Genomic DNA, 24,676 nt, shown 5'->3' on the forward strand with positions numbered 1-24,676 from the left:
GCGCCTCGACCGACCGACGCCGGCGAGTCGGACCTGGGAGTCCGTCAGCCTCACGACCGAGCCAGCGAGGACCTGTCGTGAGCGTGCTCGAGTCGATCATCGAGGGTGTGCGGGCGGACCTCGCCAAGCGGGAGGCGGCGCTCCCGTTCGACGTGGTGAAGGAGCGGGCCGTGAAGGCGACGCCGCCCAGGGACGCGATGGCCGCGCTGCGCGGCTCCGGCATCGGGGTGATCGCCGAGGTGAAGCGGCGCAGCCCCTCCAAGGGTGACCTGGCGGCGATCAGCGACCCGGCCGCGCTGGCCAAGGACTACGCCGACGCCGGCGCACGGGTGATCAGCGTGCTCACCGAGGAGCGGCGCTTCGGCGGCTCGCTCGCCGACTTCGACGCGGTCCGCGCGGCGGTCGACGTTCCGTTGCTCCGCAAGGACTTCGTGGTCAGCCCGTACCAGGTGCACGAGGCCCGGATGCACGGCGCCGACCTGGTGCTGCTGATCGTGGCCGCGCTGGAGCAGAACGCGTTGGTCTCGCTGCTCGACCGGGTCGAGTCCCTCGGCATGACCGCGCTGGTCGAGGTGCACACCGCCGAGGAGGCCGACCGCGCGCTGGAGGCCGGCGCGACCGTGATCGGCATCAACGCCCGCGACCTGCACACCCTCGAGGTGGACCGCGAGGTCTTCGGCCGGCTCGCGCCCGGGCTGCCGTTCGAGGTCATCAAGATCGCGGAATCGGGCATCCGCGGCCCCGGCGACCTGATGACCCACGCCGGGGCCGGCGCCGACGCCGTGCTGGTCGGCGAGAGCCTGGTGGCGAGCCCGGACCCCAAGGCGGCGGTGGTCCAGCTGGTCACGGCCGGCTCACACCCCGCCTGCCCGAGGCCGAGCCGGTGACCTCGCCGGAGGACGGCCGGGTCCGCTCCGCCGAGCCGACGGAGGTCGAGCCCGGCAGCGAGCACGAGCCGGACCGGCACGACCCGGACGCCCGCGGCCACTTCGGCCCCTACGGCGGCCGCTTCCTCCCCGAGGCCCTGATCGGCGCGATGGACGAGCTCGCGACCGTCTACGAGAAGGCCCGACTCGACCCGGACTTCGTCGACGAGCTCAACCGGCTGCTGCGCGACTACGCCGGCCGGCCCTCGCTGCTCACCGAGGCGCCCCGGTTCGCCGAGCACGCCGGCGGCGCCCGGATCTTCCTCAAGCGCGAGGACCTCAACCACACCGGCTCGCACAAGATCAACAACGTGCTTGGCCAGGCGCTGCTCACCAAGCGGATGGGCAAGAAGCGGGTCATCGCCGAGACCGGCGCGGGCCAGCACGGGGTGGCCACCGCGACCGCGTGCGCGCTGATGGGCCTCGAGTGCGTCGTCTACATGGGCGAGGTCGACACCGAGCGGCAGAAGCTCAACGTGGCCAGGATGCGCCTGCTCGGCGCGGAGGTGATCCCGGTGCGCACCGGGTCGCGCACGCTCAAGGACGCCATCAACGAGGCGCTGCGTGACTGGGTCACCAACGTCGAGACCACCCACTACCTGCTGGGCACGGCGGCCGGCGGGCACCCGTTCCCGATGATGGTGCGCAACTTCCACAAGGTCATCGGCCAGGAGGCCCGCGCCCAGGTCCTGGAGAAGGCCGGCCGGCTGCCGGACGCGGTCACCGCCTGCGTCGGCGGCGGGTCCAACGCCATCGGCATGTTCCACGGCTTCATCAACGATCCCGGTGTCCGGCTGGTCGGCTACGAGCCCGGCGGCCACGGCATCGAGTCCGGCGAGCACGGCGCCACGCTCAGCGAGGGCACCCCCGGCATGCTGCACGGCGCGCTGTCCTACCTGTTGCAGGACGAGGACGGGCAGACCGTCGAGGCCTACTCGATCTCGGCCGGGCTGGACTACCCCGGCGTCGGCCCCGAGCACGCCTGGCTCAAGGACACCGGCCGCGCCGAGTACCACTCGGTTACCGACGCCGAGGCGATGGAGGCGTTCCAGCTGCTGTCGCGGACCGAGGGCATCATCCCGGCGATCGAGTCCTCGCACGCGCTCGCCGGCACCCTGCGGCTGGGTCGGGAGCTGGGACCGGACGGGCTGATCGTGGTGTGCCTGTCCGGGCGGGGGGACAAGGACATGGACACCGCGGCCACGTACTTCGGCTTCATGGAGAGTTGATGGGACGCCTCGACCCGGTGTTCGCCCACACCCGTGAGCAGGGGCGGGCGGCGCTGATCGGCTACCTGCCGGCCGGGTACCCGACCGTCGACGGCTCCGCCGAGCTGCTGACCACCATGATCGACTCCGGTTGCGACATCGTCGAGGTGGGCGTGCCCTACTCCGACCCGGTGATGGACGGGCCGACCATCCAGGCCGCCGCCGACCGGGCGCTGCGCGGCGGGTTCCGGCTCCGGGACCTGTTCACGGTGGTGGAGCGGGTGGCCGCGGCCGGCGGACACGCCGTCGTGATGACCTACTGGAACCCCGTGCACCGGTACGGCGTCGACCGGTTCGCCCGCGACCTGGCCGCCGCCGGGGGCCTCGGGCTGATCACGCCGGACCTGATCCCGGACCAGGGCGCCGACTGGCTGGCCGCCGCGGAGGAGCACGACCTGGACCGGATCTTCCTGGTCGCGCCGTCCTCCTCGCCGGAGCGGCTCGCGCTGACCACGGCCGCGACGACGGGTTTCCTGTACGCGACGGCGGTCATGGGCGTGACCGGTGCGCGGGACCAGGTGGGCAGCTCGGCGGAGGGCCTGGTGGCCCGGGCGCGTGAGCACACCGACCTGCCGATCGCCGTGGGCCTCGGCGTGCGTTCGGGGGAGCAGGCGGCGGAGGTCGCCGGCTTCGCCGACGGCGTCGTGGTCGGGTCGGCGTTCGTCTCGCGGGCGGAGGACGTGACCGCGGTCCGCGCCCTCGCCGAGGAGCTCGCCGAGGGGGTCCGGGCGCCCGCGCCCGCGCGCTGAGGCGGGGTCGGACACCGGACGTAAGTGAGAGCCGTTACCGTGGGCGCCGTGATGAGCACGCCCGCCCTGTACCTGGCGAACATCCCCAGCCCTGACCGCGGTGTGTGGGAGCTCGGACCCATCCCGATCCGGGCGTACGCCCTGTGCATCATCGCCGGCATCGTCGTGGCGATCTGGTGGACCGAGCGGCGGTGGGCCGCACGCGGCGGCACACCGGGCACGATCATCGACATCGCGGTGTTCGCGGTGCCGTTCGGCCTGGTCGGCGGCCGGCTCTACCACGTGGCGACGGACTACCACCGGTACTTCGGTGAGGGCCGCAACCCGCTTGACGCCCTGCGCATCTGGGATGGCGGCCTCGGCATCTGGGGTGCCATCGCGCTCGGCGCGGTCGGCGCGTGGATCGGGTGCCGGGTGAAGAAGGTGCCGCTGCCGGCGTTCGGTGACGCGGCGGCGCCGGGCATCGTCACCGCCCAGGCCATCGGCCGGCTGGGCAACTACTTCAACCAGGAGCTCTACGGCGGGCCGACCGACCTGCCGTGGGGCCTGGAGATCTACCGGCGGGTTAACGAGAACGGCGCGGTGGACAACCTCAACGGGGTGGCGGTCAACCACATCCCCGAGCAGGTGGTGCACCCGACGTTCCTCTACGAGCTGCTGTGGAACCTCGCGGTGGCCGCGCTCGTCGTGTGGGCTGACCGGCGGTTCCGGCTCGGCCACGGCCGCGCGTTCGCCGTGTACGTGGCCGGGTACACGCTTGGTCGCACCTGGATCGAGCTGATGCGCACCGACGAGGCGACGATGGTGGGCGGCCTCCGGGTCAACGTCTGGGTGTCGATCCTGGTCTTCGTCGGTGCGATCGTGTACCTGGTCCTGGCCAAGCGGCGCGGGCCGCGCGAGGACCTGGCGGCCATCCAGGGCACCGCCCCGTCCCCCGAGGACACCGACGCCGCCGAGAAGCCGGCCGACACGGACACCGACGACGCGCGGGACGAGGACGCCGAGCGCGAGCCGTCCGACGACGAGGACGCGACGTCGGAGAAGGCCAAGGACGAGCCGGCCAAGGACGCGGCACCCGCATCCACGGCCAAGGCCGCGTCCGAGTCCAAGGCTGAGTCCAAGGCCGATCCCAAGGCCGATCTCAAGGCCGAGTCCGAGGCCGAGCCGGTGACGGCCGGCGCGACCCGCGCGAAGACGCCGGCCGATGCCAACGGGACGACGCCCGGCGAGGACGCCGTCCCGGGCGACGCCGCCGAGCCAAGCCGCAAGGAATCCTGACCGCCGGTCGCGTCCGGCCGGTCAGGGGACGAGGCCCCGCCCGGTCACCAGCGGCAGGTCCAGCGCGGTGAGCAGCCCCGGCGCCGCCGCGACCACCGCCGGTACGGCGTTCACCAGGCGCATCGCGGTGGCTTTCAGCCCGGCCGTGTTGTGGTCGCCCTCGGCGGAGAGCAGCCGCAGGTCCAGCATGCAGCTGGGCTCCCCGGTGATCTCGACCCGGTAGCCGCCCTGCCCGCCGGGCTGGGGCCAGTCGGCCCCGAGGTCCGGCCGCAGGCGGGTCACGTGCTCCAGGACGCACACCGGCCGTCCCCGGACGAGCCCGCGCACCTCGAACCGCAGCGCGGCGGCGGTGCCGGCCTCGATGGTGCCGGCCGGGATCTCGAACGTCTCCGGGGCCGGCAGGCGGGTGTACTCCTGCTCGACCTCGTCGAGGGTGACGCCGAGCCCGGCGGCGAGCTGGTGCACGACGCTGCCCCAGGCGAGGGTGAGCACGCCGGGCCCGAGCAACGTCGGCGTCTCGTCCATCGGGCGGCCGAACCCCATGATGTCGACGAGGACCGTGCGGTTGTCGTAGGTCGAGTAGTCGAGGATCTCGAGGCAGCGGACCTGGTCGACGCGTTGGCACACCGAGGTCAGCACGAGCGGGAGCCAGTCGTTGGCGAACCCGGGGTCGATCCCGTTCACCCACAGCGAGGCGCCGCCCTCGGCCGCGGAGCGGCGCAGCGGGTCGATCAGCTCCTCGGGCAGCACGCCGGTGGGGTACTGGAGGAACACCGGTCCGCTGGCCACCACGTTGACTCCGGCCCGGAGGATGCGCTCCAGGTCGGCGAGCGCCTCGGTGATCCGGTGGTCGGCCATGGCGGTGTAGACCACGCAGTCCGGCCGCGCCGCGAGGAGGGCCTCGCCGTCGTCGGTCGCCGCCACCCCCAGCGGCCTGCCGAGGCCCGCGAGCTCCCCGGCGTCCCGCCCGACCTTGCCGGGCGTGGACACCCACACTCCCGCCAACGTGAGATCCGGGCGCGCGTGGATCCCGGCGATCGCGTGGCGGCCCACGTTCCCGGTGCTCCACTGGACGACGCGGTAGGTCATGGGTCGGGCAGTCCCAGGTCGAGGTTCGGTGCCTGCAACCCGCCGTCGACCTCGAGCACCTTGCCGGTGAGGTACGCCCCCGCCGGCGAGGCGAGGTACAGCACGGCCGCGGCGACGTCCTGCGCCTCGCCGATGCGGCGCAGCGGGGTGGCCCGCTCCATCCGCCCGCGCACCTCGTCGTTGTCGAGGACGAGGTCCAGTGCCGAGGTCGCCACCGAGCCGACCGCGACCCCGTTCACGCGGATCCTCGGCGCCAGGTCGTAGGCGGCGAGCCGGGTGAGCTGGGCCAGTGCGGCCTTGGCCGTGCCGTAGGCGAGGAACCCCCGCCCGCTGACCCGGCCCATGATGGAGGAGATGGTGACGACCGCGCCGCCGTCGCCCGCGAGCATCACCGGCGCGGCGGCGCGGGTGAGCGCGTGCGCGGTGGAGACGTTGAAGCGGAACGCCTGCTCGAGGAACTCGGTGCTGGTGTCGAGCAGTGGCCGCGGGTAGGTCCCACCCAGGTTGTTGACCACGACGTCCAGCCGCCCGAACGCCTCGCGGGCGGTTTCCGCGAGCCCGGCGACGGTGTCCGGGTCGGACAGGTCGGCGGCGACCACGTGCGCCCGGCGCCCGACCGCGGAGACCCGCTCGGCGACCGCGTCGAGGTCGTCCTTGGTCCGGGCCGAGACCACCACGTCGGCCCCCGCCTCGGCGAGCGCCACAGCCGTGGCGGCGCCGATGCCACGTCCGGCCCCGGTCACCACCGCTACGCGGTCGGTGAGCAGGAACCGGTCCAGGATCACGGCGGAACTGTAACACGTTCTACCGATACGGAGATCGCCTTCGACTGTCCGGGATGGGTCCGGCGGACATGCCCGTTTGGGGCCGGCCATGCCCGCCGGAGTCTAGGGGCCGGAGCCGCTACCTGCTCCATCGACCGCGGCGGCGCGGAGTTGAGTCGAAACGCCGGCAGAGAGCCGCGGCACTACCGGAGGTCGCCGGCGGGGGTGGCCGGGTGGCGGGTGGGGGTGATGACGACGTTGCCCGCCGCCGTGTGCAGCACCTCCACCCTCGCCTCGTAGTGGCGTTCGACGGTCTCCCTCGTGAGCACCTCGGCCGGGCTTCCGGCGGCCGCCACCCGCCCTCCGTCGAGCAGCAGCAGCCGGTCCGCGTACTGGGCGGAGAGGGTCAGGTCGTGCAGCGTCGACACCACCGTCGCGCCCTCCTCGGTGCGCAGGCGGTCGACCAGTTCCAGCAGCGCCTGGGCGTGCCCGATGTCCAGCCCGGTCGTCGGCTCGTCGAGCAGCAGCAGGCCCGCCTGCTGGGCGAGCACCCGCGCGAGTACCGCTCGCTGCCGTTCGCCGCCCGACAAGGTCCTCAAAGGACGGTCGGCCAACGTCGAAAGGTCCAAACGGGACAGAACCTGTTCCACGACGACCAGGTCCGAGCGGCGCTCCCTGGCCAGCGGCGGCAGGTGCGGGGTGCGCCCCAGCAACACGTAGTCGGTGACCGTGAGCCGGTCGGGCAGCTCGGGGGTCTGCGGCGCGTACGCCACCGCGCGGGCCCGCTCCCGGCTCGTCAGACCGCCCAACGGCCGCCCGCCGACCAGGACCTCGCCGTCGTGGGCGACCAGCCCGGCGACGGCCTTGAGCAGCGACGACTTCCCGGCCCCGTTCGGGCCGATGACGGCCAGCCAGCTCCCGGCCGGCAGGTCGAGTGACACCGACCTGACCACCGCCCGCGGCCCGTACCGCACCGACACCGCCCGAAGCTCCAGCACCGCGCCGCCTCCACGGGAGGGTCTCATCGGAGCTGGCCCCGGTTCGTCCGCAGCACCAGCAGGAAGAACGGGGCTCCGGTGAACGCCGTGATGACGCCGATCGGCAGCTCCGCCGGCGCGAACGCGGTCCGGGCGATGTGGTCGGCGACGATCAGGAACATCCCGCCGCCCAGCATCGACAACGGCACCACGACCCGGTAGCTCGCCCCGGCCAGGAGCCGGACCACGTGCGGCACCACGATCCCCACGAACCCGATCAACCCGCTCACCGCCACGGCCGCCGCGGTCGCCAGCGACGCCGCCAGCAGCACCACGATCCGCACCCGGCCCGGGTGCACGCCCAGCGAGGCCGCCTCGTCGTCGCCGACGCCCAGCACGTCGAGCAGGCGCGCGCACAGGCACAGCACCGCGGCGGCCAGCACGATGTAGGGCAGCGTGACCAGCACCTCCCGCCAGCCGGTCGTGTTCAGCCCGCCCAGCATCCAGCTGTACACCTGGCGGATCGTGTCGGTGTTGAGCTGCTGGACGAGCGTCTGGATGGCGGTCAGGAACGACGCCACGGCCACCCCGGCCAGCAGCAGCACGGCCGTCCCGCCGCCGGCCGAGCGGCCGAGCAGCCAGGTCAGCGTCACACCGCCGATCGAGCCGGCGAACGCGGCGAGCGGCAGCGGACCGACCACCCACCCGACCACCGCGGGCGCGGCGACGACGACGATCGTCGCCGCCATCCCCGCGCCCGCGGCCGCGCCCAGCAGGTACGGGTCGGCCAGCGGGTTGCGGAACACGCCCTGGAACGCCGCGCCGGCCATCGCGAGTGCGGCACCGACCAGCCCGGCCAGCACGACCCTGGGCAGCCGCACCTCCCACACGATGGCCGCCTCCGTGCTCGACAACGGCGACACGCCGCCGCTGACCTGGGCCCAGAACTCCGCGACGACCCGCGTCCAGCCCAGGTTCGCCGCCCCGAGCAGTGTCGACACGGCCATCACGGCGACGAGCCCGACGACCGCCACGACCAGGACGCCGGGGGCGAGCCTGGTCGGGCGGACCCCGGAGCTCGAGCGGTCGAGCATCAGCGACCCTGGCTCGCCTTCGTGACCGCCTCCGCGACGGACTCGGCCAGGTCGACGACCCGCGGTCCCCAGCGCGAGGCGAGGTCGTCGTCGAGCTCGACCACGTTGCCCTCGCGCACCGCGGTCAACGCGTTCCACCCCGGCCTCGCCGCGACGGTCCGCGCGTTCTGGCCGCAGCAGTTCACGTCCGCCAGGAAGATCAGGTCCGGGTCGGACCGCAGGATGTGCTCGACCGACAGCTGCGGGTAGCCACCCGCGTCCTTGTCGGCCGGGTCGGCGATGTTGGTCAGCCCGAACAGGCCGTACACCTGGCCGATGAACGTCTTGGACGTCGCGCTGTAGAAGGTCGTGTCCAGCTCGTGGTAGTAGCTGAGCGGCTCGTCCGGCTTCGGGGTGTCGGCGACGACCTTCTCCAGGTCCCCGCGCACGCGCTCGGCAACGTCGCCTGCCTCCTCGGCGTGGCCGGTGGCCTCACCGAGCAGCTCCATGCCCTCGTACAGGTCGTCCAGGGTCGCCGCCGCCGGCACGATCAGCACGTCCCGGTCCAGCTGGGTCAGCGAGGCGACCAGGTTGTTCGCGTCGTCGGAGAGCACGACCAGGTCCGGGTCGTAGCCGACGACGGCCTCCACGTTCGGCGTCAGCCCGGACAGGTCGGTCCGCGGCGCCTCCTCCGGGTAGGTCGACTGGTCGTCCACCGCGACCACCTGCTCGCCGGCGCCGATCGCGAACAGGGTCTCGGTGTTGCTCGCCGACAGCGACACGATGCGCTCCGGGCGCTCCTCGATCGTGACCGGTTCGCCCTCGGCCGGGGTGAGCGTGACCGGGAACGTGGCGGCGGCCTCCTCGGCGCTGGAGCTCGGCGGGGCCGGCTCCTCGGCGCGCTCGGCGCAGCCGGCCAGCACGAACGCGCTCGCCAGGGTGAGGACCGCCAGGCGTCGCGCGCGCCTGGGGGTGGGTACGGACATGGGACCACCTCGGGGTGTCGTCCGGCGCGGTCGCGTGCGCCCCCGAAGCGGCGGACGCCGCATCCCTGCTCCGGGGGCGGTTGGCGTCGACGCGGGGAGGGAGTAGGCGACCTGGCTCGGGCACCGCCGGGCGGGGCCTCCACAGTTGCGGGACAGCGCCGGGTTCGCACCGGACTTCGCTACCACCTGCCGCCCGCCGGGTGGCGGGCGAACTGTTCGCGTCGCCGGTCAGCTCGCTGACCAGCAGAAGGACGCTACCACCCCGGTTGGGGACTGCCACGCGTGGCAGGAACCGAGGGGTCTTTGTCATTGCCGCCAGCCCTGTCCCCTCCCCAGGATGGAGCCATGGCACCCCGACCGGTCGTCCTCGTGGCCTACCCCGGGGCGCAGCTGCTCGACATCGCCGGCCCGCTCGAGGTCTTCCGCGGCGCCGCCCAGCTGATCCCGGGTAGCTACGTCGCCGACGTCGTGGCGCGGGAGGGGGTGACGACCTCCAGCGGCCTGCCGCTGACCCCGGACGGCCCGCTTCCCGACGGGGAGATCGACACGCTGGTGGTGGTCGGCGGCCCGGGTGTCGAGCTGGCCCTGGCCGACGAGGAACTGGTCGGCTGGCTCGCCGGAGCGGCGCGGCGCTCGCGTCGGGTCGCCTCGGTGTGCACCGGCGCACTGCTGCTCGCCCACGTCGGTCTGCTGGACGGCAGGCGCGCCACCACCCACTGGGTGGCCGCCCGGGCGCTGGCGCGGCGCTACCCGGACGTGCTGGTCGAGGAGGACCGGCTGTACGTGCGGGACGGCGACGTGTGGACCTCCGGCGGGGTGACCAGCGGGATGGACCTGGCGTTGGCGCTGGTCGAGGACGACCTCGGGCGGGAGGTGTCGCTCGAGCTGGCGCGGTGGCTGGTCTGGTACGTGCGGCGGCCGGGGGGTCAGTCGCAGTTCCGCGGTCCGCTGGTGCCGCCGCCCGGCGGCGGGCGGGGGGTGCTGGGCGACGTGCGGGAGTGGGTGCTGGCGAACCTCGCGGCGGACCTGCGGGTCGAGGTGCTCGCCGAGCGTGCGTGCATGAGCCCGCGCAACTTCGCCCGGGTGTTCCAGCGCGAGTTCGGGATGACGCCCGGCGCGTTCGTGGAGCGGGCGCGGGTGGAGGCTGCCCGCCGGGAGCTGACCGGCGGTGCGGACGGGGTGGAGGTGGTCGCGGCGCGGTGTGGGTTCGGGACCGCCGAGACCATGCGCCGGGCGTTCCACCGGCAGTTGGGCGTCGGGCCGACCGAGTACCGACGACGTTTTCGGCCATCGCTGGCCGCACACTGAGAGGACCCGTGGTGGACACCGCCTTCGTGCTGTACGACGAGTTGACCGCGCTCGACCTGGTCGGCCCCTACGAGACGCTCGCCGCCCACGCGTCGGTGCGCGCGCACTTCGTGGCCGACCGCGTCGGACCGGTCCGGGCCGACAACGGCCTGACCCTGCACGCCGACACGGCGTTCGACGAGCTGCCCCGGCCGGACCTGATCGTCGTGCCCGGGAGCTCCCGGTGGCGCGACGCGCTGGCCAACACGGCACTGGTGAGCTGGCTGCGCTCGGCGTCTCCGACGGCGACGTGGACTACCTCGGTGTGCACGGGCTCGCTGCTCCTGGCCGAGGCCGGTCTGCTGACCGGCCGCCCGGCGACGACCCACTGGGGCGTACATGACGTGCTCGCCGCGTACGGGGTGGAGGTGCGCGACGAGCGCGTGGTCCGCGACGGGCGGCTGATCACCGCCGCCGGGGTGTCGGCGGGCATCGACATGGGGTTGACGCTGGCCGCGTCGCTGTGGGGGGAGGAGGTGGCGCGAGTGGTGCAGCTGATGCTCGAGTACGACCCGCAGCCACCGTTCGACAGCGGCTCGCCGGCCCGGGCCACGCCGGAGACCCTCGCCGCCGCCGTGGCCCTGATGGGGTGATCAGGCCGAGCCGCGTTCCACCAGTTCCGTGGGCAGGACGACCGGGTCGCCTACCGGGTCGCCGCCGATCTGGGTGAGGAGGAGCTCCGTCATCGTCCTGGCCTGGTCGATGATCGGCTGGTGGATGGTGGTGAGCGGGGGCTCGGTGTGGCGGGCCATCTCGATGTCGTCGTAGCCGACCACGGCCACGTCGTCGGGGACGGTGCGGCCGGCGGCGCGGAGGGCGCGCAGGGCGCCGACGGCCATCAGGTCGTTGGCGGCGAACACCCCGTCGAGGTCGGGGTGGCGGGACAGCAGCGCCGCCATCGCCTGCTCGCCCGACTCGCGGGTGAAGTCGCCGTAGGCCACCCGGTCGGCCTTGCGGCCGGCGTCGGCCAGGGCGCGGCGGTAGCCGCCGAGGCGGTCCGCGCCGGCCGTCATGTCCTGCGGTCCCGCGATCGTCGCGATGCGGCGCCGGCCGGAGGCGAGCAGGTGCTCGGTCGCCATCTGGGCGCCGCCCACGTTGTCCACGTCGACGTAGGACAGGCCGGGCAGGTGCCGCTGTGGACGGCCGCCGACGACCGTCGGGATGCCGGCCTCCAGCAGCAGCCGGGGGAGGGGGTCGTCGTCGTGCATCGAGGCCAGCAGCACCCCGTCGACATGGCCGCTGCGGACGTAGTCGGCCAGCCGCGAGTGTTCCGCGTCGTTCTGGGCGTTCACCAACACCAGCTGCACGCCGGTCCCGACCAGGGCCTGGCTGGTGGCGATGATGATGTTGCCGAGGTAGGGGTCGGCGAGCACCGTGGCGTCTGGCTCGCGCATGACCAGGGCTATCGAGTCGGTGCGGCGCATGGCGAGGCTCCGGGCCGCCCGGTTGGGCACGTAGCCCAGGCGCGTTATGGCGGTCTCCACGGCGGTCTTCACCTCGGGGGACACCCGCGGTGAGCCGTTGATCACCCTGGACACGGTCGCACGGGACACCCCTGCCTCCGCCGCGACCGTGTCCAGGGTCGGCTTCTGCCGCCCGACCGAGAGCCCACTCATGCCGTGTCGATGCCGTTCGTCGTGATCACCTGGCGGTACCAGTACGCGCTGTCCTTCCAGACCCGGCGCTGTGTCGGATAGTCGACGTGGACGATGCCGAACCGCTTCGAGTAACCGTAGGCCCACTCGAAGTTGTCCAGCAGCGACCACACGAAGTATCCACGAAGGTCCACCCCTGACTCGATCGCCTGGTGCACGACGGTCAGGTGATCGCGCAGGTAGGAGATGCGCTCGTGGTCCCGGACGCCGTCGGGCGCCAGCTGGTCGTCGAACGCCGCGCCGTTCTCGGTGATCATCAGGGGGATCGGGGCGTACTCCTCGTGCAGCCGGTGCACCACCGCGCGCAGCCCCTGCGCGTCGATCGCCCAGCCCATCGCCGTCGTCGGCCCCGGTTGGTCGACGAACCGGACGTGCTCGCACGCCGGCCACGGCGACGGCCCCTCCTTCGGCTCGCCGGCGTCGACCAGGGTCGGCGCGTAGTAGTTGATCCCCAACACGTCCAGCGGCTGGGAGATCACCGCGAGGTCGCGGTCCTCGACGAAGGACCAGTCGCTCAGCGCCGAGGTGTCGCGCTGCACGTCGGCCGGGTAGTGGCCACGGAACAGCGGGTCGAGGAACAGCCGGTTGGCCAGCCCGTCGATGCGGCGCACCGCGTCGGTCGCCTCGGGCGAGGTCGCACCCGGCATGACCGCGGAGAGGTTGAGCGTGACCGACACCTGGGCGCCGGCCGGCAGCTCGGCACGCAGTGCCTCGACGCCGAGGCCGTGGGCCAGCAGCAGGTGGTGGGCAGCGCGCAGGGCCAGCGCCGGGTCGGTGTGGCCGGGTGCGTGCTCACCCGAGGCGTAGCCGAGGAAGGCCGCGCACCACGGCTCGTTCAGCGTGGTCCACATGGGAACCCGGTCGCCGAGGCGCTCGGCGACCAGCCGGCTGTACTCGGCGAAGCGCGACGCGGTGTCGCGGGCGCCCCAGCCGCCGAGGTCCTCCAGCTCCTGTGGCAGGTCCCAGTGGTAGAGCGTCAGCACCGGGGTGATGCCGTGCCCGAGCAGCTCGTCCACCAGCCGCTCGTAGTGGTCCAGCCCGGCCTGGTTGGCCGGTCCCCGGCCGCCCGGCTGCACCCGCGGCCAGGACACCGAGAACCGGTACGCCGGCAGGCCGAGCTCGGCCATCAGGGCGACGTCGGAGCGGAACTGGCGGTAGTGCTCGGCGGCGACGTCACCGGTGTCGCCGCCCAGAACCCGACCCGGCGTGTGCGCGAACGTGTCCCAGATCGACGGACCACGACCGTCTACAGTGGTCGACCCTTCGATCTGGTACGCGGCCGTAGCAGCGCCCCACACGAAATCCGGTGGGAACGTGAGCCTGCCTGTCATCCCTTCACCGCCCCTTGCATGATGCCTCCAATGATCTGACGACCGAGCAGCAGGAACACGAGCAACATCGGGAAGGTGGCGATCACCGTGCCCGCGAGCACCAGCGAGTAGTCCACCTCGATACCGCTCGCCGTGTTGGCGATCGCCACCTGAACCGTGGGGTTCTGCGTGTTGAGCAGGATGAGCGGCCAGAACAGGTCGTTCCAGTAGGTGATGAACGTGAGCAGGCCCAGTACCGCGGCGCCGGGCCGGGCCACCGGCAGGACCACGCTCCAGTAGATGCGTGCCGTGCTCGCCCCGTCGACCCGGCCGGCCTCGAGCAGCTCGGTCGGCATCGCAGAGGACAGGTACTGGCGCATGAAGAACACGCCGAACGCGCTCATCAGGGCCGGCAGGATCACCCCGCGCAGGTCGTTGGCCCACCCGAACCACTGCGTCACCATGATGTACAGCGGGATGATCGAGAGCTGGGTCGGCACCAGCATCGTCGCGACGACGCTGGTGAACAGGGCGTTGCGGCCGCGGAAGGCCAGCTTGGCGAAGGCGAACCCGGCGAGCGTCGAGGTGAACACCACCGCCACGGTGATCGTCCCGGCGACGATCACCGAGTTCGTCAGCGCCAGCCCGAACTTGCCCTGCTCGAACGCGGTGGACAGGTTGTCCCAGAGGTTGCCCCCCGGCACCAGCGGCGGCGGGTAGTTGCTGACCGCCGACTGGTCCCGCGAGGAGACCACGAGCGACCAGTAGAGCGGGAAGATCGAGAACAGGATGATCACGAACAGGATCACGTACACGCCACGGCCGGCCGCGGCGGGATCCTTGACGGGGCGTCGGGGTCGGGTGGCGACCGTTGTGGTCATGTCAGTCCTCCGCCGAGCGGATCCGGCGCACCAGCAGGAAGTTGGCCAGCGCGACGACCACCGTGACGAGGAACAGCGTCCAGGCGATCGCGGCCCCGTAGCCGTACCGGCCGTTGGTCCAGAACTGCTGGTACAGGTAGAGCACGACGGTCTGGAACTGCCGCTCCGAGCCGCCGTTGTTGTTGCGCGTGGTGTCGAACAGGAACGGTTCGGCGAACAGCTGCAACGCGCCGATCGTGGAGACGACGACGGTGAAGATGATCGTCGGGCGCAGGCTGGGGATCGTCACGTGCCAGAACTGCTGCCACTTGCTCGCGCCGTCGATCGAGGCCGACTCGTAGAGCTCGTAGGGGACCGTCTGCATCGCGGCCAGGTAGATCAGCGCGTTGTAGCCGGTCCAGTGCCAGGTCACCATGGCCGAGACGGCGAGCCAGGAGCTCCACTTCTCCGCCCGCCAGTCGATCGGGTTCTCGATGAAGGGCTGGAGGAACCAGTTCAGCAGCCCGAAGTCCCGGGCGAACATCTGGTTGAAGATCAGCGCGACCGCCGCGACCGAGGTGATGTAGGGGACGAGCACGCCCATTCGCAGGAACAGCCGGCCGCGCAGCTTGTAGTTCAGCAGGTGCGCGATCCCCAGCGCCAGCAACAGCTGCGGCACCGTCGAGACCAGGCCGATGCCGAACGTGTTGAGCAGGGCGTTGTGGAAGTTCTCGTCGCCGAGCAGGTTCTGGTAGTTCTCCAACCCGACCGAGGTGTCCTCGCTGCCGGGCCGGCGCGGGCTCCACGACGTCGTCGAGATGACCGCCGTGTAGATCAGGGGGAACAGGCCGAACACCGCGAACAGCCCGAAGAACGGGAAGATGTAGAGGTACGGCGAGCCCTTGACGTCCAGGCGGTAGAGACGGGAGCGCCAGGCCTGCCGGTGCGGCGACGCCTGTCCCGGAGGACGCCGCCGGGTCTGTCCCGGCGGCGCCCCCCGGTGGTCCAGGTCGGCTGTCATCCTTCGCCCGCGGCGGCCTTGATGTCGTTCATCGCCGACTCCCAGGCCTCGTCGGGATCCGTGCCCTGTTCGACGCTGTTCAGCGCGCCGGCGAAGGTGTTGCCGATGACCCCGCTCTCCGGGCCGTAGATCTGCACCGGCGCGTTCTCCAGCGACTCGGGGAAGATCTTGCCCGCCGGTGCGTTGGAGAAGAACTCCGAGGTGTAGTCCGCGACCTCGGGCTCGGTCCAGGTGCTGGTCTGGCTCGGGAAGTTGCCGATCATCTTGAACAGCTTGATGTTCTGCTCGGGAGCGGTCAGCCACTTGGCGAGCTCGACGGCGGCCTCGGTGTTGGCGCCCTGGCTGGGCACCGTCAGATAGGAGCCGCCCCAGTTGCCCGAGCCGCCGGGGATCTTCGCGATGTCCCACTTGCCCTTGGTGTCGGCGGCGTTGGCCTGGATGTAGCCCATCATCCACGCCGGGCAGGTGACCGTGGCGAACTGACCCTTCTGGAAACCGGTGTTCCACTCGGGCGAGAACTCCGCCAACGCGGCGGACTGGCCCTTCTCGATGGCCTGCACCGACAGGTCCCAGGCGTCGCGGACGGCCTGGTTCTCCTCGACGACGAGGTCACCCTCGGCGTTGTAGTAGGTCTCCTCCTCGTTGCCGATGATGCCGGTGAACACGTGACCGCCCGCGTCGAACCACTTGACCTTCGGCGACTTGCTCAGGAACCGGTCGCCGACGGCGACGTAGTCCTCCCACGTGCTCCACAGCGCGGACACCTCGTCCCGCTCGGTGGGCAGGCCGGCGGCGGCGAACAGGTCCTTGCGGTAGCAGATCGCGAGGCCGCCGATGTCGGTCGGCAGGCCGATCAGCGTGTTCCCGTCCACGGTGGACGCCCGCTGGACCGTCGACTCCGTCCACTGCCCGGTGTCCACGTTCTGGTCGCGGAAGTTGACGAACTTGTCCGGCTGGCCGATGTAGCCCGAGATCTGCCCGACCTCGATCACTTCGAGGTCGGCCGCGCCGGAGCCGGCGGTCAGCCTGGCCTGGAGGTTCTGGTGGTGGGTACCGAAGTCGCTCCGGTTCTCCACGATCTTGATGTTGTCGTGCTGGCGCTCGTACTCGTCGTAGAGCGACCGGTTGTCCGGTAACGAGAAGCTGTCGCCGAAGACGTTGACCGTCAACGTGATCTCACCGTTGGGGTCCGCGCCCTCCTCGCCGCTCCCGCACGCGGCGAGCACGAGGGCGCTGGCCGCGGTGAGCGCCGCCATAGCGCGCGCGGGTCGTCGTGACGTTCGCATGTGGGGCCTCCTGCGGCCGGCCGACCGGCCACGTCGCTGTGGTGTGTCGCGGTTCGAACGTGAGAGCGCTCTCATGAACGCCCGAAGAATGTCGTCCCCACATGCGCATGTCAAGAGTTCGTAACCGGGCTGTTGCCGAGCCGGGGAACCGGTTCTCCCGCACCAAGGGACGGGGTGCGGGAGAACCGGCGGGCGATCCGTTTCCAGGTGGCCATCTGGTCAGGCGGACCGCTGTCGGTGCCGCGCCGGGATCAGCGGGCGAAGTTGAACCAGTTGACGTTCACGAAGTCGGCCGGCTGGCCGCTGCTGAACGTCAGGTAGACGTCGTGCACGCCGGTCGTCGGGCTGATGTTGGCCGGCACCGTGCGCCAGCTCTCCCAGCCGCCGGTGTTGCCGACCGAGAAGCTGCCGATCGGCGTCGCCGTCGGCGAGCCCAGCCGCACCTCGACCAACCCGCTGACCCCGCCGGCCGCCCCGGAGGCGACCCTGGCCACGAACTGCCTGGCCGGCGTCGAGCCGAAGTCGATGCGGTTGTACCGGGCCCAGTCGCCGTTCGCGGCCCAGCCGACGTAGCCGCCACCGTCGACGTCGGTCGTGGTGCCGGTGGACAGCCCACTCTGCTGCTGGAAGCCCTCGGCCTGGATGCGCTCGTAGGCGTTGCCGCCGGGCGGCGGCGGCTCCTGGCCGCCTCCGCCGCGGGTCCACACCGCCACGTAGTCGACCAGCATCGAGCGGCCGGGCACGGTCTCGGGCACCGGCGTCGCCCGGCCGGCGACACCGTCGGGGAAGCCGCCGCCCATGGCGACGTTGAGGATGATGAAGTAGCCGGCGTGGCTGGTCATCTGGTTCCACGTGTCGGCCGGCAGCTGGTTCTGGCTGATGCTGTGGAACTGTTGGCCGTCGACGTACCAGCGGAGCTGGTTGGGCGAGACGCTCTGGTCCCATTCGAAGCGGTAGGTGTGGAAGGCCGACTGGCAGCTCGCGCCGGGACAGGCGCGGCTCGCGCCGATGCCGTTGGTCTCGTTGCACGGCCCGCCGGGCGAGACGCCACAGTGGAGCACGCCCCAGACGGAGTTGATCCCGTTGACGTTCTCCATGATGTCGTACTCGCCGATACCCGGCCAGTTCCAGTAGTTGCCGCGGTAGGGCGAGCCGAGCGCCCAGAACGCCGGCCAGTAGCCGAGGGCGGCGTTGCCGGTCACGTTCGGCATCTGGATCCGGCCCTCGATGCGCAGCACGCCGCCGGCCGGCGGCCGGAAGTTCGACCGCTGGGTCTCGATGCGCCCGGAGGTCCAGTTCCCGGCGGCGTCGCGCAGCGGGGTGATGCGCAGGTTTCCGGCGCCGTCGTGGCTGAGGTTCGCGGGGTTGTTGGTGTGCGCGGCGATCTCGCCGGTGCCCCAGTTGGCCGGACCGCCGGGATAGCCGTGACCCAGGTCGATGATCCAGTTGGCGCTGGAGGGGAGCGTGTTCGCCGCGCCGGTGAAGTCGTCACCCCAGACCTGGGTCCAGCCGGGGTCCGGTGGCGGGATGGCGGCCTGCGCGGGGGCGGCCAGGGGGAGCACGGCCACCGCGACGGCGGCGCCGATGGCGGATAGTCGGGACAGCCGGCGGTGGGCAGGGGGAGATTGGGGCATGGCGGTGACCTCCTCGTCACGCTCGGGCAGGGTTCCGAGTGCCTATGCAGGCCGCAGATATTGCCGGTGCCAATGGAAGCGCTCTCACGTCCGGATGTCAACCGGTGCTCACTCAGCGTCACGCTTCCCTTTCCCCCATGCTCGGTTACCCTGGAGTAGCTCGGAGCCGACCGGCCGGACGTCCCTCACCCGGGGCGGGGGCCCGCATATCGCGTGGATCAGGCAAATCGTTACACCCGATGCCCTCGATTCCACGCTCGACGCGTAGCTCACTGGGTTTCGGGACTGTTAAGCTCGCGTCAACACGCGGGCCACTGGCGTCCCGCGCCCAGGTACCACCACTGAGCGCGAGGACGACGAGGGAGGTCGACGCGTGATTTTTTCTGCCATTCCCACTGCGCAGGGTCTCTACGACCCCGATGCTGAGCGTGACGCGTGTGGCGTGGCGATGGTCGCCGACATCCAGGGTCGCCGGTCCCACGGGATCGTCACCGACGCCCTGGTCGCCTTGGCCAACCTCGAGCACCGAGGGGCCGCGGGCGCCGAGCCGACCAGCGGCGACGGGGCGGGCATCCTGCTCCAGCTGCCCGACGAGCTGCTCCGCGCCGTAGTCGACTTCGACCTGCCCGAGCCCGACGAGCAGGGCGCGCACACCTACGCGACGGGGCTCGCGTTCCTGCCCCAGGACCCCGACCAGCGGGCCAACGCCGTCTCGCTGATCGAGCGCGTCGCCGGCGAGGAGGGGCTGGAGGTGCTCGGCTGGCGCGAGGTGCCGGTCGCCCCCACCGCCGCCGACGTCGGACCGACGGCGCTGTCGGTCATGCCGTACTTCGCCATGCCGTTCGTGACCGCCCGGGCGGGTGCCTCGAGCAACCGGCCGGCCGGCATCGAGCTGGACCGGCTGACCCTCTGCCTGCGCAAGCGTGCCGAGCACGAGAGCGTCGCGGCCGGCTGCGGGGTGTACTTCCCCTCGCTGTCCGCGCGCACGCTCGTCTACAAGGGAATGCTGACCACCGCGCAGCTGCCGGTGTTCTTCGCCGACCTCACCGACGAGCGGCTGACCAGCGCGATCGCCCTGGTGCACAGCCGGTTCTCGACCAACACGTTCCCCTCCTGGCCGCTGGCCCACCCCTTTCGGTTCGTCGCGCACAACGGTGAGATCAACACGATCCGCGGCAACCGCAACCGGATGCGGGCCCGCGAAGCGTTGTTGGCCAGCGACCGGATCCCCGGCGACCTGAGCCGTCTCTACCCGATCTGCGACCCCGACGGTTCCGACTCCGCCTCCTTCGACGAGGTCCTGGAGCTGCTGCACCTCGGCGGGCGGTCGCTGCCGCACTCGGTGTTGATGATGATCCCGGAGGCCTGGGAGAACAACACCGCGATGGACCCGAAGCGGAAGGCGTTCTACAGGTTTCACGCGAGCCTGATGGAGCCGTGGGACGGGCCCGCCAGCGTCACCTTCTCCGATGGAACGCTGGTCGGAGCGGTGCTCGACCGCAACGGCCTGCGCCCGGCCAGGTGGTGGCGGACCCGCGACGACCGCGTCGTGCTGGCCAGCGAGACCGGCGTGCTCGACGTGCCGCCGGACCAGGTCGTGGCCAAGGGGCGCCTCCAGCCGGGCCGGATGTTCCTGGTGGACACCGCGGCCGGCAAGATCGTCGACGACGACGAGATCAAGACCGCGCTCGCCGCGGAGCTGCCCTACGAGGAGTGGCTGCACGCCGGGCTGCTCAAGATCGCGCACCTGCCCGACCGCGAGCACGTCGTGCAGACCAACGAGTCCGTCCTGCGCCGCCAGCTCTCCTTCGGCTACACCGAGGAGGAGCTCAAGATCCTGCTCGCGCCGATGGCACTGACCGGTGCCGAGCCGATCGGCTCGATGGGCTCGGACACCCCGCCGGCCGCGCTGTCGCAGCGGTCACGGCTGCTCTACGACTACTTCAAGCAGAACTTCGCCCAGGTGACCAACCCCCCGCTGGACGCGATCCGCGAGGAGATCGTCACCTCGGTGGAGCGGATCATGGGCCCCGAGCAGAACCTGCTGCAGCCGAACCCGGCCTCCTGCCGGCACATCCAGCTGCCGTACCCGGTCATCGACAACGACGAGCTCGCCAAGCTCATCCACGTCAACGACGACGGCGACATGCCCGGCTTCGCCTCGACGGTCGTCAACGGACTGTACGAAGTGGACGGCGGAGGCGAGGCGCTGGTGGAGGCCGTCGCCCGGGTGCGCCGGGAGGCCTCCGAGGCGATCACGGCCGGCGCGCGGATCCTCGTGCTCTCCGACCGGGACTCCGACCACCGGATGGCCCCGATCCCGTCGCTGCTGCTGGTGTCCGCCGTGCACCACCACCTGGTGCGCACCAAGGAGCGCCTGCGGGTCGCGCTGGTGGTGGAGACCGGTGACGCACGCGAGGTGCACCACGTCGCGCTGCTGCTCGGCTACGGCGCCGCGGCGGTCAACCCGTACCTGGCGTTCGAGACGATCGAGAACCAGATCCGCCGCGGCGTGGTCAGCGGTGTCGAGCCCGCCCAGGCGATCCGCAACTACGTCACGGCGTTGGTCAAGGGCGTCCTGAAGATCATGTCCAAGATGGGCATCTCGACGGTGGGTGCCTACACCGCGGCCCAGGTCTTCGAGGCCTTCGGGCTCGCGCAGGACGTCCTCGACGAGTACTTCACCGGAACCAGCTCCAAGCTCGGCGGCGTCGGCCTCGACGTGATCGCCGAGGAGGTGGCCCTGCGGCACCGCCGGGCCTACCCGGAGAACCCGACCGACCGGGCACACCGGCGGCTCGAGGCCGGCGGCGAGTACGCCTACCGGCGCGAGGGCGAGCTGCACCTGTTCACTCCGGAGACCGTCTTCCTGTTGCAGCACGCGACAAAGACCCGCAAGGAGGAGGTCTACCGCCGCTACGTCGACGAGGTCGAGCGCCTCAACCGCGAGGGTGGCGCCCTGCGGGGGCTGTTCCGGATGCGCACCGAGGAGCGCACGCCGGTGCCGCTGGAGGAGGTGGAGCCGGTGGAGAACATCCTCCGCCGGTTCAACACCGGCGCGATGTCCTACGGCTCGATCAGCGCGGAGGCGCACGAGACGCTGGCGATCGCGATGAACCGCATCGGCGGGCGCTCCAACACCGGCGAGGGCGGCGAGGACACCGACCGCCTCTACGACCCGGAGCGGCGGTCGGCGATCAAGCAGATCGCCAGCGGGCGGTTCGGCGTCACCAGCGAGTACCTGGTCAACGCGACCGACCTGCAGATCAAGATGGCACAGGGCGCGAAGCCGGGCGAGGGTGGGCAGCTGCCGCCGAACAAGGTGTGGCCGTGGATCGCCCGCACCCGGCACTCCACCGCCGGCGTCGGTCTGATCTCCCCGCCGCCGCACCACGACATCTACTCCATCGAGGACCTCGCCCAGCTCATCCACGACCTCAAGAACGCCAACGAGCAGGCTCGCGTCCACGTGAAGCTGGTCAGCGAGCTGGGTGTCGGCACGGTCGCCGCGGGCGTGTCCAAGGCGCACGCGGACGTCGTGCTGATCTCCGGGCACGACGGCGGCACCGGTGCCTCCCCGCTGAACTCGCTCAAGCACGCGGGCACGCCGTGGGAGGTCGGCCTCGCCGAGACCCAGCAGACGTTGATGCTCAACGGCCTGCGCGACCGGATCACCGTCCAGGTGGACGGGGCGATGAAGACCGGCCGGGACGTGGTGATCGCCGCGTTGCTCGGCGCCGAGGAGTACGGCTTCGCCACCGCACCGCTGATCGTGGCCGGCTGCGTGATGATGCGGGTGTGCCACCTGGACACCTGTCCGGTCGGCGTGGCGACGCAGGACCCGGCGCTGCGCGAGCGGTACACCGGCCAGGCCGAGCACGTGGTGAACTTCTTCCACTTCGTCGCGAACGAGGTACGGGAGCTGCTGGCCGAGCTCGGGTTCCGCACGCTCGACGAGGCGATCGGGCACGCCGAGCTGCTCGACGTCGACGACGCCGTCGAGCACTGGAAGGCGCGCGGGCTCGACCTCACGCCGATCTTCGCGGTGCCCGACACCGGCTACAGCAGCGCGCGGCGCCGGGTGCGTCCGCAGGACCACGGGCTGGCCGAGGCGCTGGACCGCACGCTGATCCAGCTCGCCGAGGCCGCGCTCGAGGACGCGCACCCGCTTCGGCTGGAACTGCCGGTGCGCAACGTGAACCGGACCGTGGGCACGCTGCTCGGCTCCGAGGTCACCCGCCGCTACGGCGGGGAGGGCCTGCCGGACGACACGATCCACATCGGACTCGAGGGCTCGGCCGGGCAGTCGCTCGGCGCGTTCCTGCCGGCCGGCATCACCCTGGACCTCGTCGGCGACGCGAACGACTACGTCGGCAAGGGCCTGTCCGGCGGACGGATCATCGTGCGGCCCCACCCCGACTCCCCGTTCGCCGCCGAGCAGCAGGTGATCGGCGGCAACGTGATCGGCTACGGCGCCACCGGCGGCGAGCTCTTCCTCCGCGGCCGCGTCGGGGAACGGTTCTGCGTCAGGAACTCCGGCGCGGTCGCGGTCGCCGAGGGCGTCGGCGACCACGCGTTCGAGTACATGACCGGCGGTCGGGCGGTGGTGCTCGGTCCGACCGGTCGCAACCTCGCCGCGGGCATGTCCGGCGGTATCGCCTACGTGCTCGACCTGAACAAGAAGATGGTCAACACCGCCATGGTGGAGCTCCAGCGGCCGACCGGGGAGGACCTCCGGTGGCTGCGCGAGGTGGTCACCGCACACCACAGGTACACCGGCTCGGCGGTGGCGGCGTCGCTGCTGGGTGACTGGACCCGACGTGCGGCGTCGTTCACCAAGGTGATGCCGCGCGACTACCAACGCGTGCTCGAGGCGATGCGGCTGGCGGCCGCCGAGGGACGCGACGTCGACAAGGCGGTCATGGAGGCTTCGCGTGGCTGACCCATCAGGCTTTCTCAAGCACGGCAGGGCCGAGGCGCCCAAGCGGCCGGTGCCCGAGCGGCTGTCCGACTGGCGCGAGGTCTACCAGGACCTGCCGGCCGAGGAGCGCGACAGGCAGGTACGCGCCCAGGCGACGCGGTGCATGGACTGCGGGATCCCGTTCTGCCACTCGGGATCCGCGGGGTGTCCGCTCGGGAACCTGATTCCGGAGTGGAACGACCTGGTCCGCGTCGGCGACTGGGCGTCGGCCAGCGAACGTCTGCACGCCACCAACAACTTCCCCGAGTTCACCGGCCGCCTGTGCCCGGCGCCCTGCGAGGCGGCGTGCGTGCTGTCGATCTCGCCGGAGTCCGGCGGCCCGGTGGCGATCAAGCGGGTGGAGGAGGCGATCGCGGACGTCTCCTGGGAGCGGGACCTGGTGCGGGCGCGGCAGGCGGCGGTGTCCTCCGGCAAGCGGGTCGCGGTCGTCGGCTCCGGGCCGGCGGGTCTCGCCGCCGCGCAGCAGCTGACCCGCGCCGGCCACGAGGTGACCGTCTACGAGCGCGACGACCGGCTCGGTGGCCTGCTGCGCTACGGGATCCCCGAGTTCAAGATGGAGAAGAAGGTCCTCGACCGGCGCCTGGCGCAGCTGCGCGAGGAGGGCACCCGGTTCGTGACCGGCTGCGAGGTCGGCGGCGACAAGCCGGGCGACCTGTCGGTGGCCACGTTGCGCAAGTCCTACGACGCGGTGGTCCTCGCTGTCGGCGCGCTCCAGGGGCGGGACGCGCCCGAGGTCCCCGGCCGTTCGCTGGCCGGCATCCACCTCGCGATGGAGCACCTCGTCGCGGCGAACAAGGAGTGCGAGGGCGACGGCCCCACGCCGATCTCCGCCGAGGGCAAGCACGTGCTGATCATCGGTGGCGGCGACACGGGCGCCGACTGCTACGGCACGGCGACCCGGCAGGGCGCGCTGTCGGTCACCCAGCTCGACCAGTACCCGCGCCCGCCGGAGGTGCGCGACGCGGACCTCACGCCGTGGCCGGTGTGGCCGGTGATCCTGCGCAACTACCCCGTGCACGAGGAGACGGGGGAGCGCCGGTTCGCCGTGGCCGTCGAGGAGTTCGTCGGCGCCGAGCGGGTGGAGTCGGTACGCCTGCGCGAGGTGGTCGTCCGCAAGGACCCGGAGACGGGCCGCCGCGAGGTCATCCCGGTCGGCGACCACGTCGAGGAGGTGCCGGTCGACCTGGTGCTGCTGGCGATCGGCTTCGAGGGCGTGGAGCGGATGCCGCTGCTGGAGGGCCTGGGCCTGTCCCTGACCAAACGCGGCACCCTCTCCTGCGGCTCCGACTGGCAGACCTCCACCGAAGGCGTCTTCGTCTGCGGCGACGCGCACCGCGGCGCGTCCCTGGTCGTCTGGGCCATCGCCGAGGGCCGCTCGGTCGCCCAGGCGGTGGACGCGTACCTGACCGGCGCGTCGGACCTGCCCGCACCGGTACACCCGACGGCGCTGCCGCTCGCGGTGGTGTGAGCCG

General features: G+C 71.8%; 19 protein-coding genes. 8 read left to right on the forward strand and 11 right to left on the reverse strand.

Features of this window, described 5'->3' with window-relative positions; all coding sequences use genetic code 11:
• Positions 1 to 77 precede the first annotated feature (77 nt).
• The 4 genes from trpC to lgt are packed head-to-tail and all read left to right on the forward strand — an operon-like array spanning position 78 to position 4,221.
• On the forward strand, positions 78 to 887 hold the full coding sequence (trpC, locus tag BU204_RS18445) for an indole-3-glycerol phosphate synthase TrpC (RefSeq protein WP_075126930.1): 810 nt from the start codon (positions 78 to 80) through the stop codon (positions 885 to 887).
• Positions 884 to 2,155, forward strand: coding sequence for a tryptophan synthase subunit beta (gene trpB / locus BU204_RS18450; RefSeq protein ID WP_075126931.1), 1,272 nt, complete (start codon positions 884 to 886; stop codon positions 2,153 to 2,155). Before trpC ends, trpB begins: the two co-directional genes overlap by 4 nt.
• Complete coding sequence (gene trpA / locus BU204_RS18455; protein ID WP_075126932.1) at positions 2,155 to 2,943, forward strand: tryptophan synthase subunit alpha; 789 nt, start codon at positions 2,155 to 2,157, stop codon at positions 2,941 to 2,943. The genes trpB and trpA overlap by 1 nt, the downstream gene beginning before the upstream one ends.
• Positions 2,944 to 2,994: 51 nt before the next feature.
• Entirely contained in the window at positions 2,995 to 4,221 is a 1,227-nt protein-coding gene (lgt, locus tag BU204_RS18460) for a prolipoprotein diacylglyceryl transferase (protein WP_083661420.1), read from the forward strand.
• A 21-nt stretch (positions 4,222 to 4,242) separates the two neighbouring features.
• Here the strand turns inward: lgt and BU204_RS18465 are convergent, their stop codons facing one another.
• From BU204_RS18465 to BU204_RS18485, 5 genes are all read right to left on the reverse strand, one after another.
• Positions 4,243 to 5,310: an NAD(P)H-dependent amine dehydrogenase family protein gene (locus BU204_RS18465; RefSeq protein WP_075126933.1), complete on the reverse strand. Its 1,068-nt coding sequence runs from the start codon at positions 5,308 to 5,310 to the stop codon at positions 4,243 to 4,245.
• Positions 5,307 to 6,095: an SDR family oxidoreductase gene (locus BU204_RS18470; protein ID WP_075126934.1), complete on the reverse strand. Its 789-nt coding sequence runs from the start codon at positions 6,093 to 6,095 to the stop codon at positions 5,307 to 5,309. Before BU204_RS18470 ends, BU204_RS18465 begins: the two co-directional genes overlap by 4 nt.
• Positions 6,096 to 6,277: 182 nt before the next feature.
• Positions 6,278 to 7,072, reverse strand: coding sequence for an ABC transporter ATP-binding protein (locus tag BU204_RS18475; RefSeq protein ID WP_075126935.1), 795 nt, complete (start codon positions 7,070 to 7,072; stop codon positions 6,278 to 6,280).
• Between the two features lie 23 nt (positions 7,073 to 7,095).
• Complete coding sequence (locus tag BU204_RS18480; RefSeq protein WP_075126936.1) at positions 7,096 to 8,145, reverse strand: FecCD family ABC transporter permease; 1,050 nt, start codon at positions 8,143 to 8,145, stop codon at positions 7,096 to 7,098.
• Entirely contained in the window at positions 8,145 to 9,110 is a 966-nt protein-coding gene (locus BU204_RS18485) for an ABC transporter substrate-binding protein (RefSeq protein ID WP_075126937.1), read from the reverse strand. Before BU204_RS18485 ends, BU204_RS18480 begins: the two co-directional genes overlap by 1 nt.
• Before the next feature lie 345 nt (positions 9,111 to 9,455).
• Here BU204_RS18485 and BU204_RS18490 point away from each other — a divergent pair, with 345 nt between their 5' ends.
• Positions 9,456 to 10,418: a GlxA family transcriptional regulator gene (locus tag BU204_RS18490; RefSeq protein ID WP_075126938.1), complete on the forward strand. Its 963-nt coding sequence runs from the start codon at positions 9,456 to 9,458 to the stop codon at positions 10,416 to 10,418.
• Between the two features lie 11 nt (positions 10,419 to 10,429).
• Positions 10,430 to 11,050 (forward strand): DJ-1/PfpI family protein, encoded by a 621-nt coding sequence (locus BU204_RS18495; protein WP_075126975.1) that lies wholly within the window; start codon positions 10,430 to 10,432, stop codon positions 11,048 to 11,050.
• Here the strand turns inward: BU204_RS18495 and BU204_RS18500 are convergent, their stop codons facing one another.
• The 6 genes from BU204_RS18500 to BU204_RS18525 form a co-directional block, all read right to left on the reverse strand.
• Complete coding sequence (locus tag BU204_RS18500; RefSeq protein ID WP_075126939.1) at positions 11,051 to 12,073, reverse strand: LacI family DNA-binding transcriptional regulator; 1,023 nt, start codon at positions 12,071 to 12,073, stop codon at positions 11,051 to 11,053.
• Positions 12,070 to 13,443, reverse strand: a complete 1,374-nt coding sequence (locus BU204_RS18505; protein ID WP_075126940.1) for a GH1 family beta-glucosidase — start codon at positions 13,441 to 13,443, stop codon at positions 12,070 to 12,072. The genes BU204_RS18500 and BU204_RS18505 overlap by 4 nt, the downstream gene beginning before the upstream one ends.
• Entirely contained in the window at positions 13,440 to 14,303 is an 864-nt protein-coding gene (locus BU204_RS18510; RefSeq protein ID WP_075126941.1) for a carbohydrate ABC transporter permease, read from the reverse strand. Before BU204_RS18510 ends, BU204_RS18505 begins: the two co-directional genes overlap by 4 nt.
• Before the next feature lies 1 nt (position 14,304).
• Positions 14,305 to 15,303, reverse strand: coding sequence for a carbohydrate ABC transporter permease (locus BU204_RS18515; RefSeq protein WP_083661415.1), 999 nt, complete (start codon positions 15,301 to 15,303; stop codon positions 14,305 to 14,307).
• A complete protein-coding gene (locus BU204_RS18520; protein ID WP_075126942.1) occupies positions 15,300 to 16,589 on the reverse strand; it encodes an ABC transporter substrate-binding protein in 1,290 nt (429 codons plus the stop codon). The genes BU204_RS18515 and BU204_RS18520 overlap by 4 nt, the downstream gene beginning before the upstream one ends.
• Positions 16,590 to 16,840: 251 nt before the next feature.
• Positions 16,841 to 18,223, reverse strand: a complete 1,383-nt coding sequence (locus tag BU204_RS18525) for a glycoside hydrolase family 16 protein (protein ID WP_075126943.1) — start codon at positions 18,221 to 18,223, stop codon at positions 16,841 to 16,843.
• Between the two features lie 373 nt (positions 18,224 to 18,596).
• Here BU204_RS18525 and gltB point away from each other — a divergent pair, with 373 nt between their 5' ends.
• Both gltB and BU204_RS18535 read left to right on the forward strand, forming a co-directional pair.
• Complete coding sequence (gene gltB, locus BU204_RS18530; RefSeq protein ID WP_075126944.1) at positions 18,597 to 23,165, forward strand: glutamate synthase large subunit; 4,569 nt, start codon at positions 18,597 to 18,599, stop codon at positions 23,163 to 23,165.
• Positions 23,158 to 24,672, forward strand: coding sequence for a glutamate synthase subunit beta (locus BU204_RS18535; RefSeq protein ID WP_075126945.1), 1,515 nt, complete (start codon positions 23,158 to 23,160; stop codon positions 24,670 to 24,672). The genes gltB and BU204_RS18535 overlap by 8 nt, the downstream gene beginning before the upstream one ends.
• Positions 24,673 to 24,676 lie beyond the last annotated feature (4 nt).

The sequence above is a fragment of the Actinophytocola xanthii genome, assembly GCF_001921205.1.
GTDB classification, from domain to species: Bacteria; Actinomycetota; Actinomycetes; order Mycobacteriales; family Pseudonocardiaceae; genus Actinophytocola; species Actinophytocola xanthii.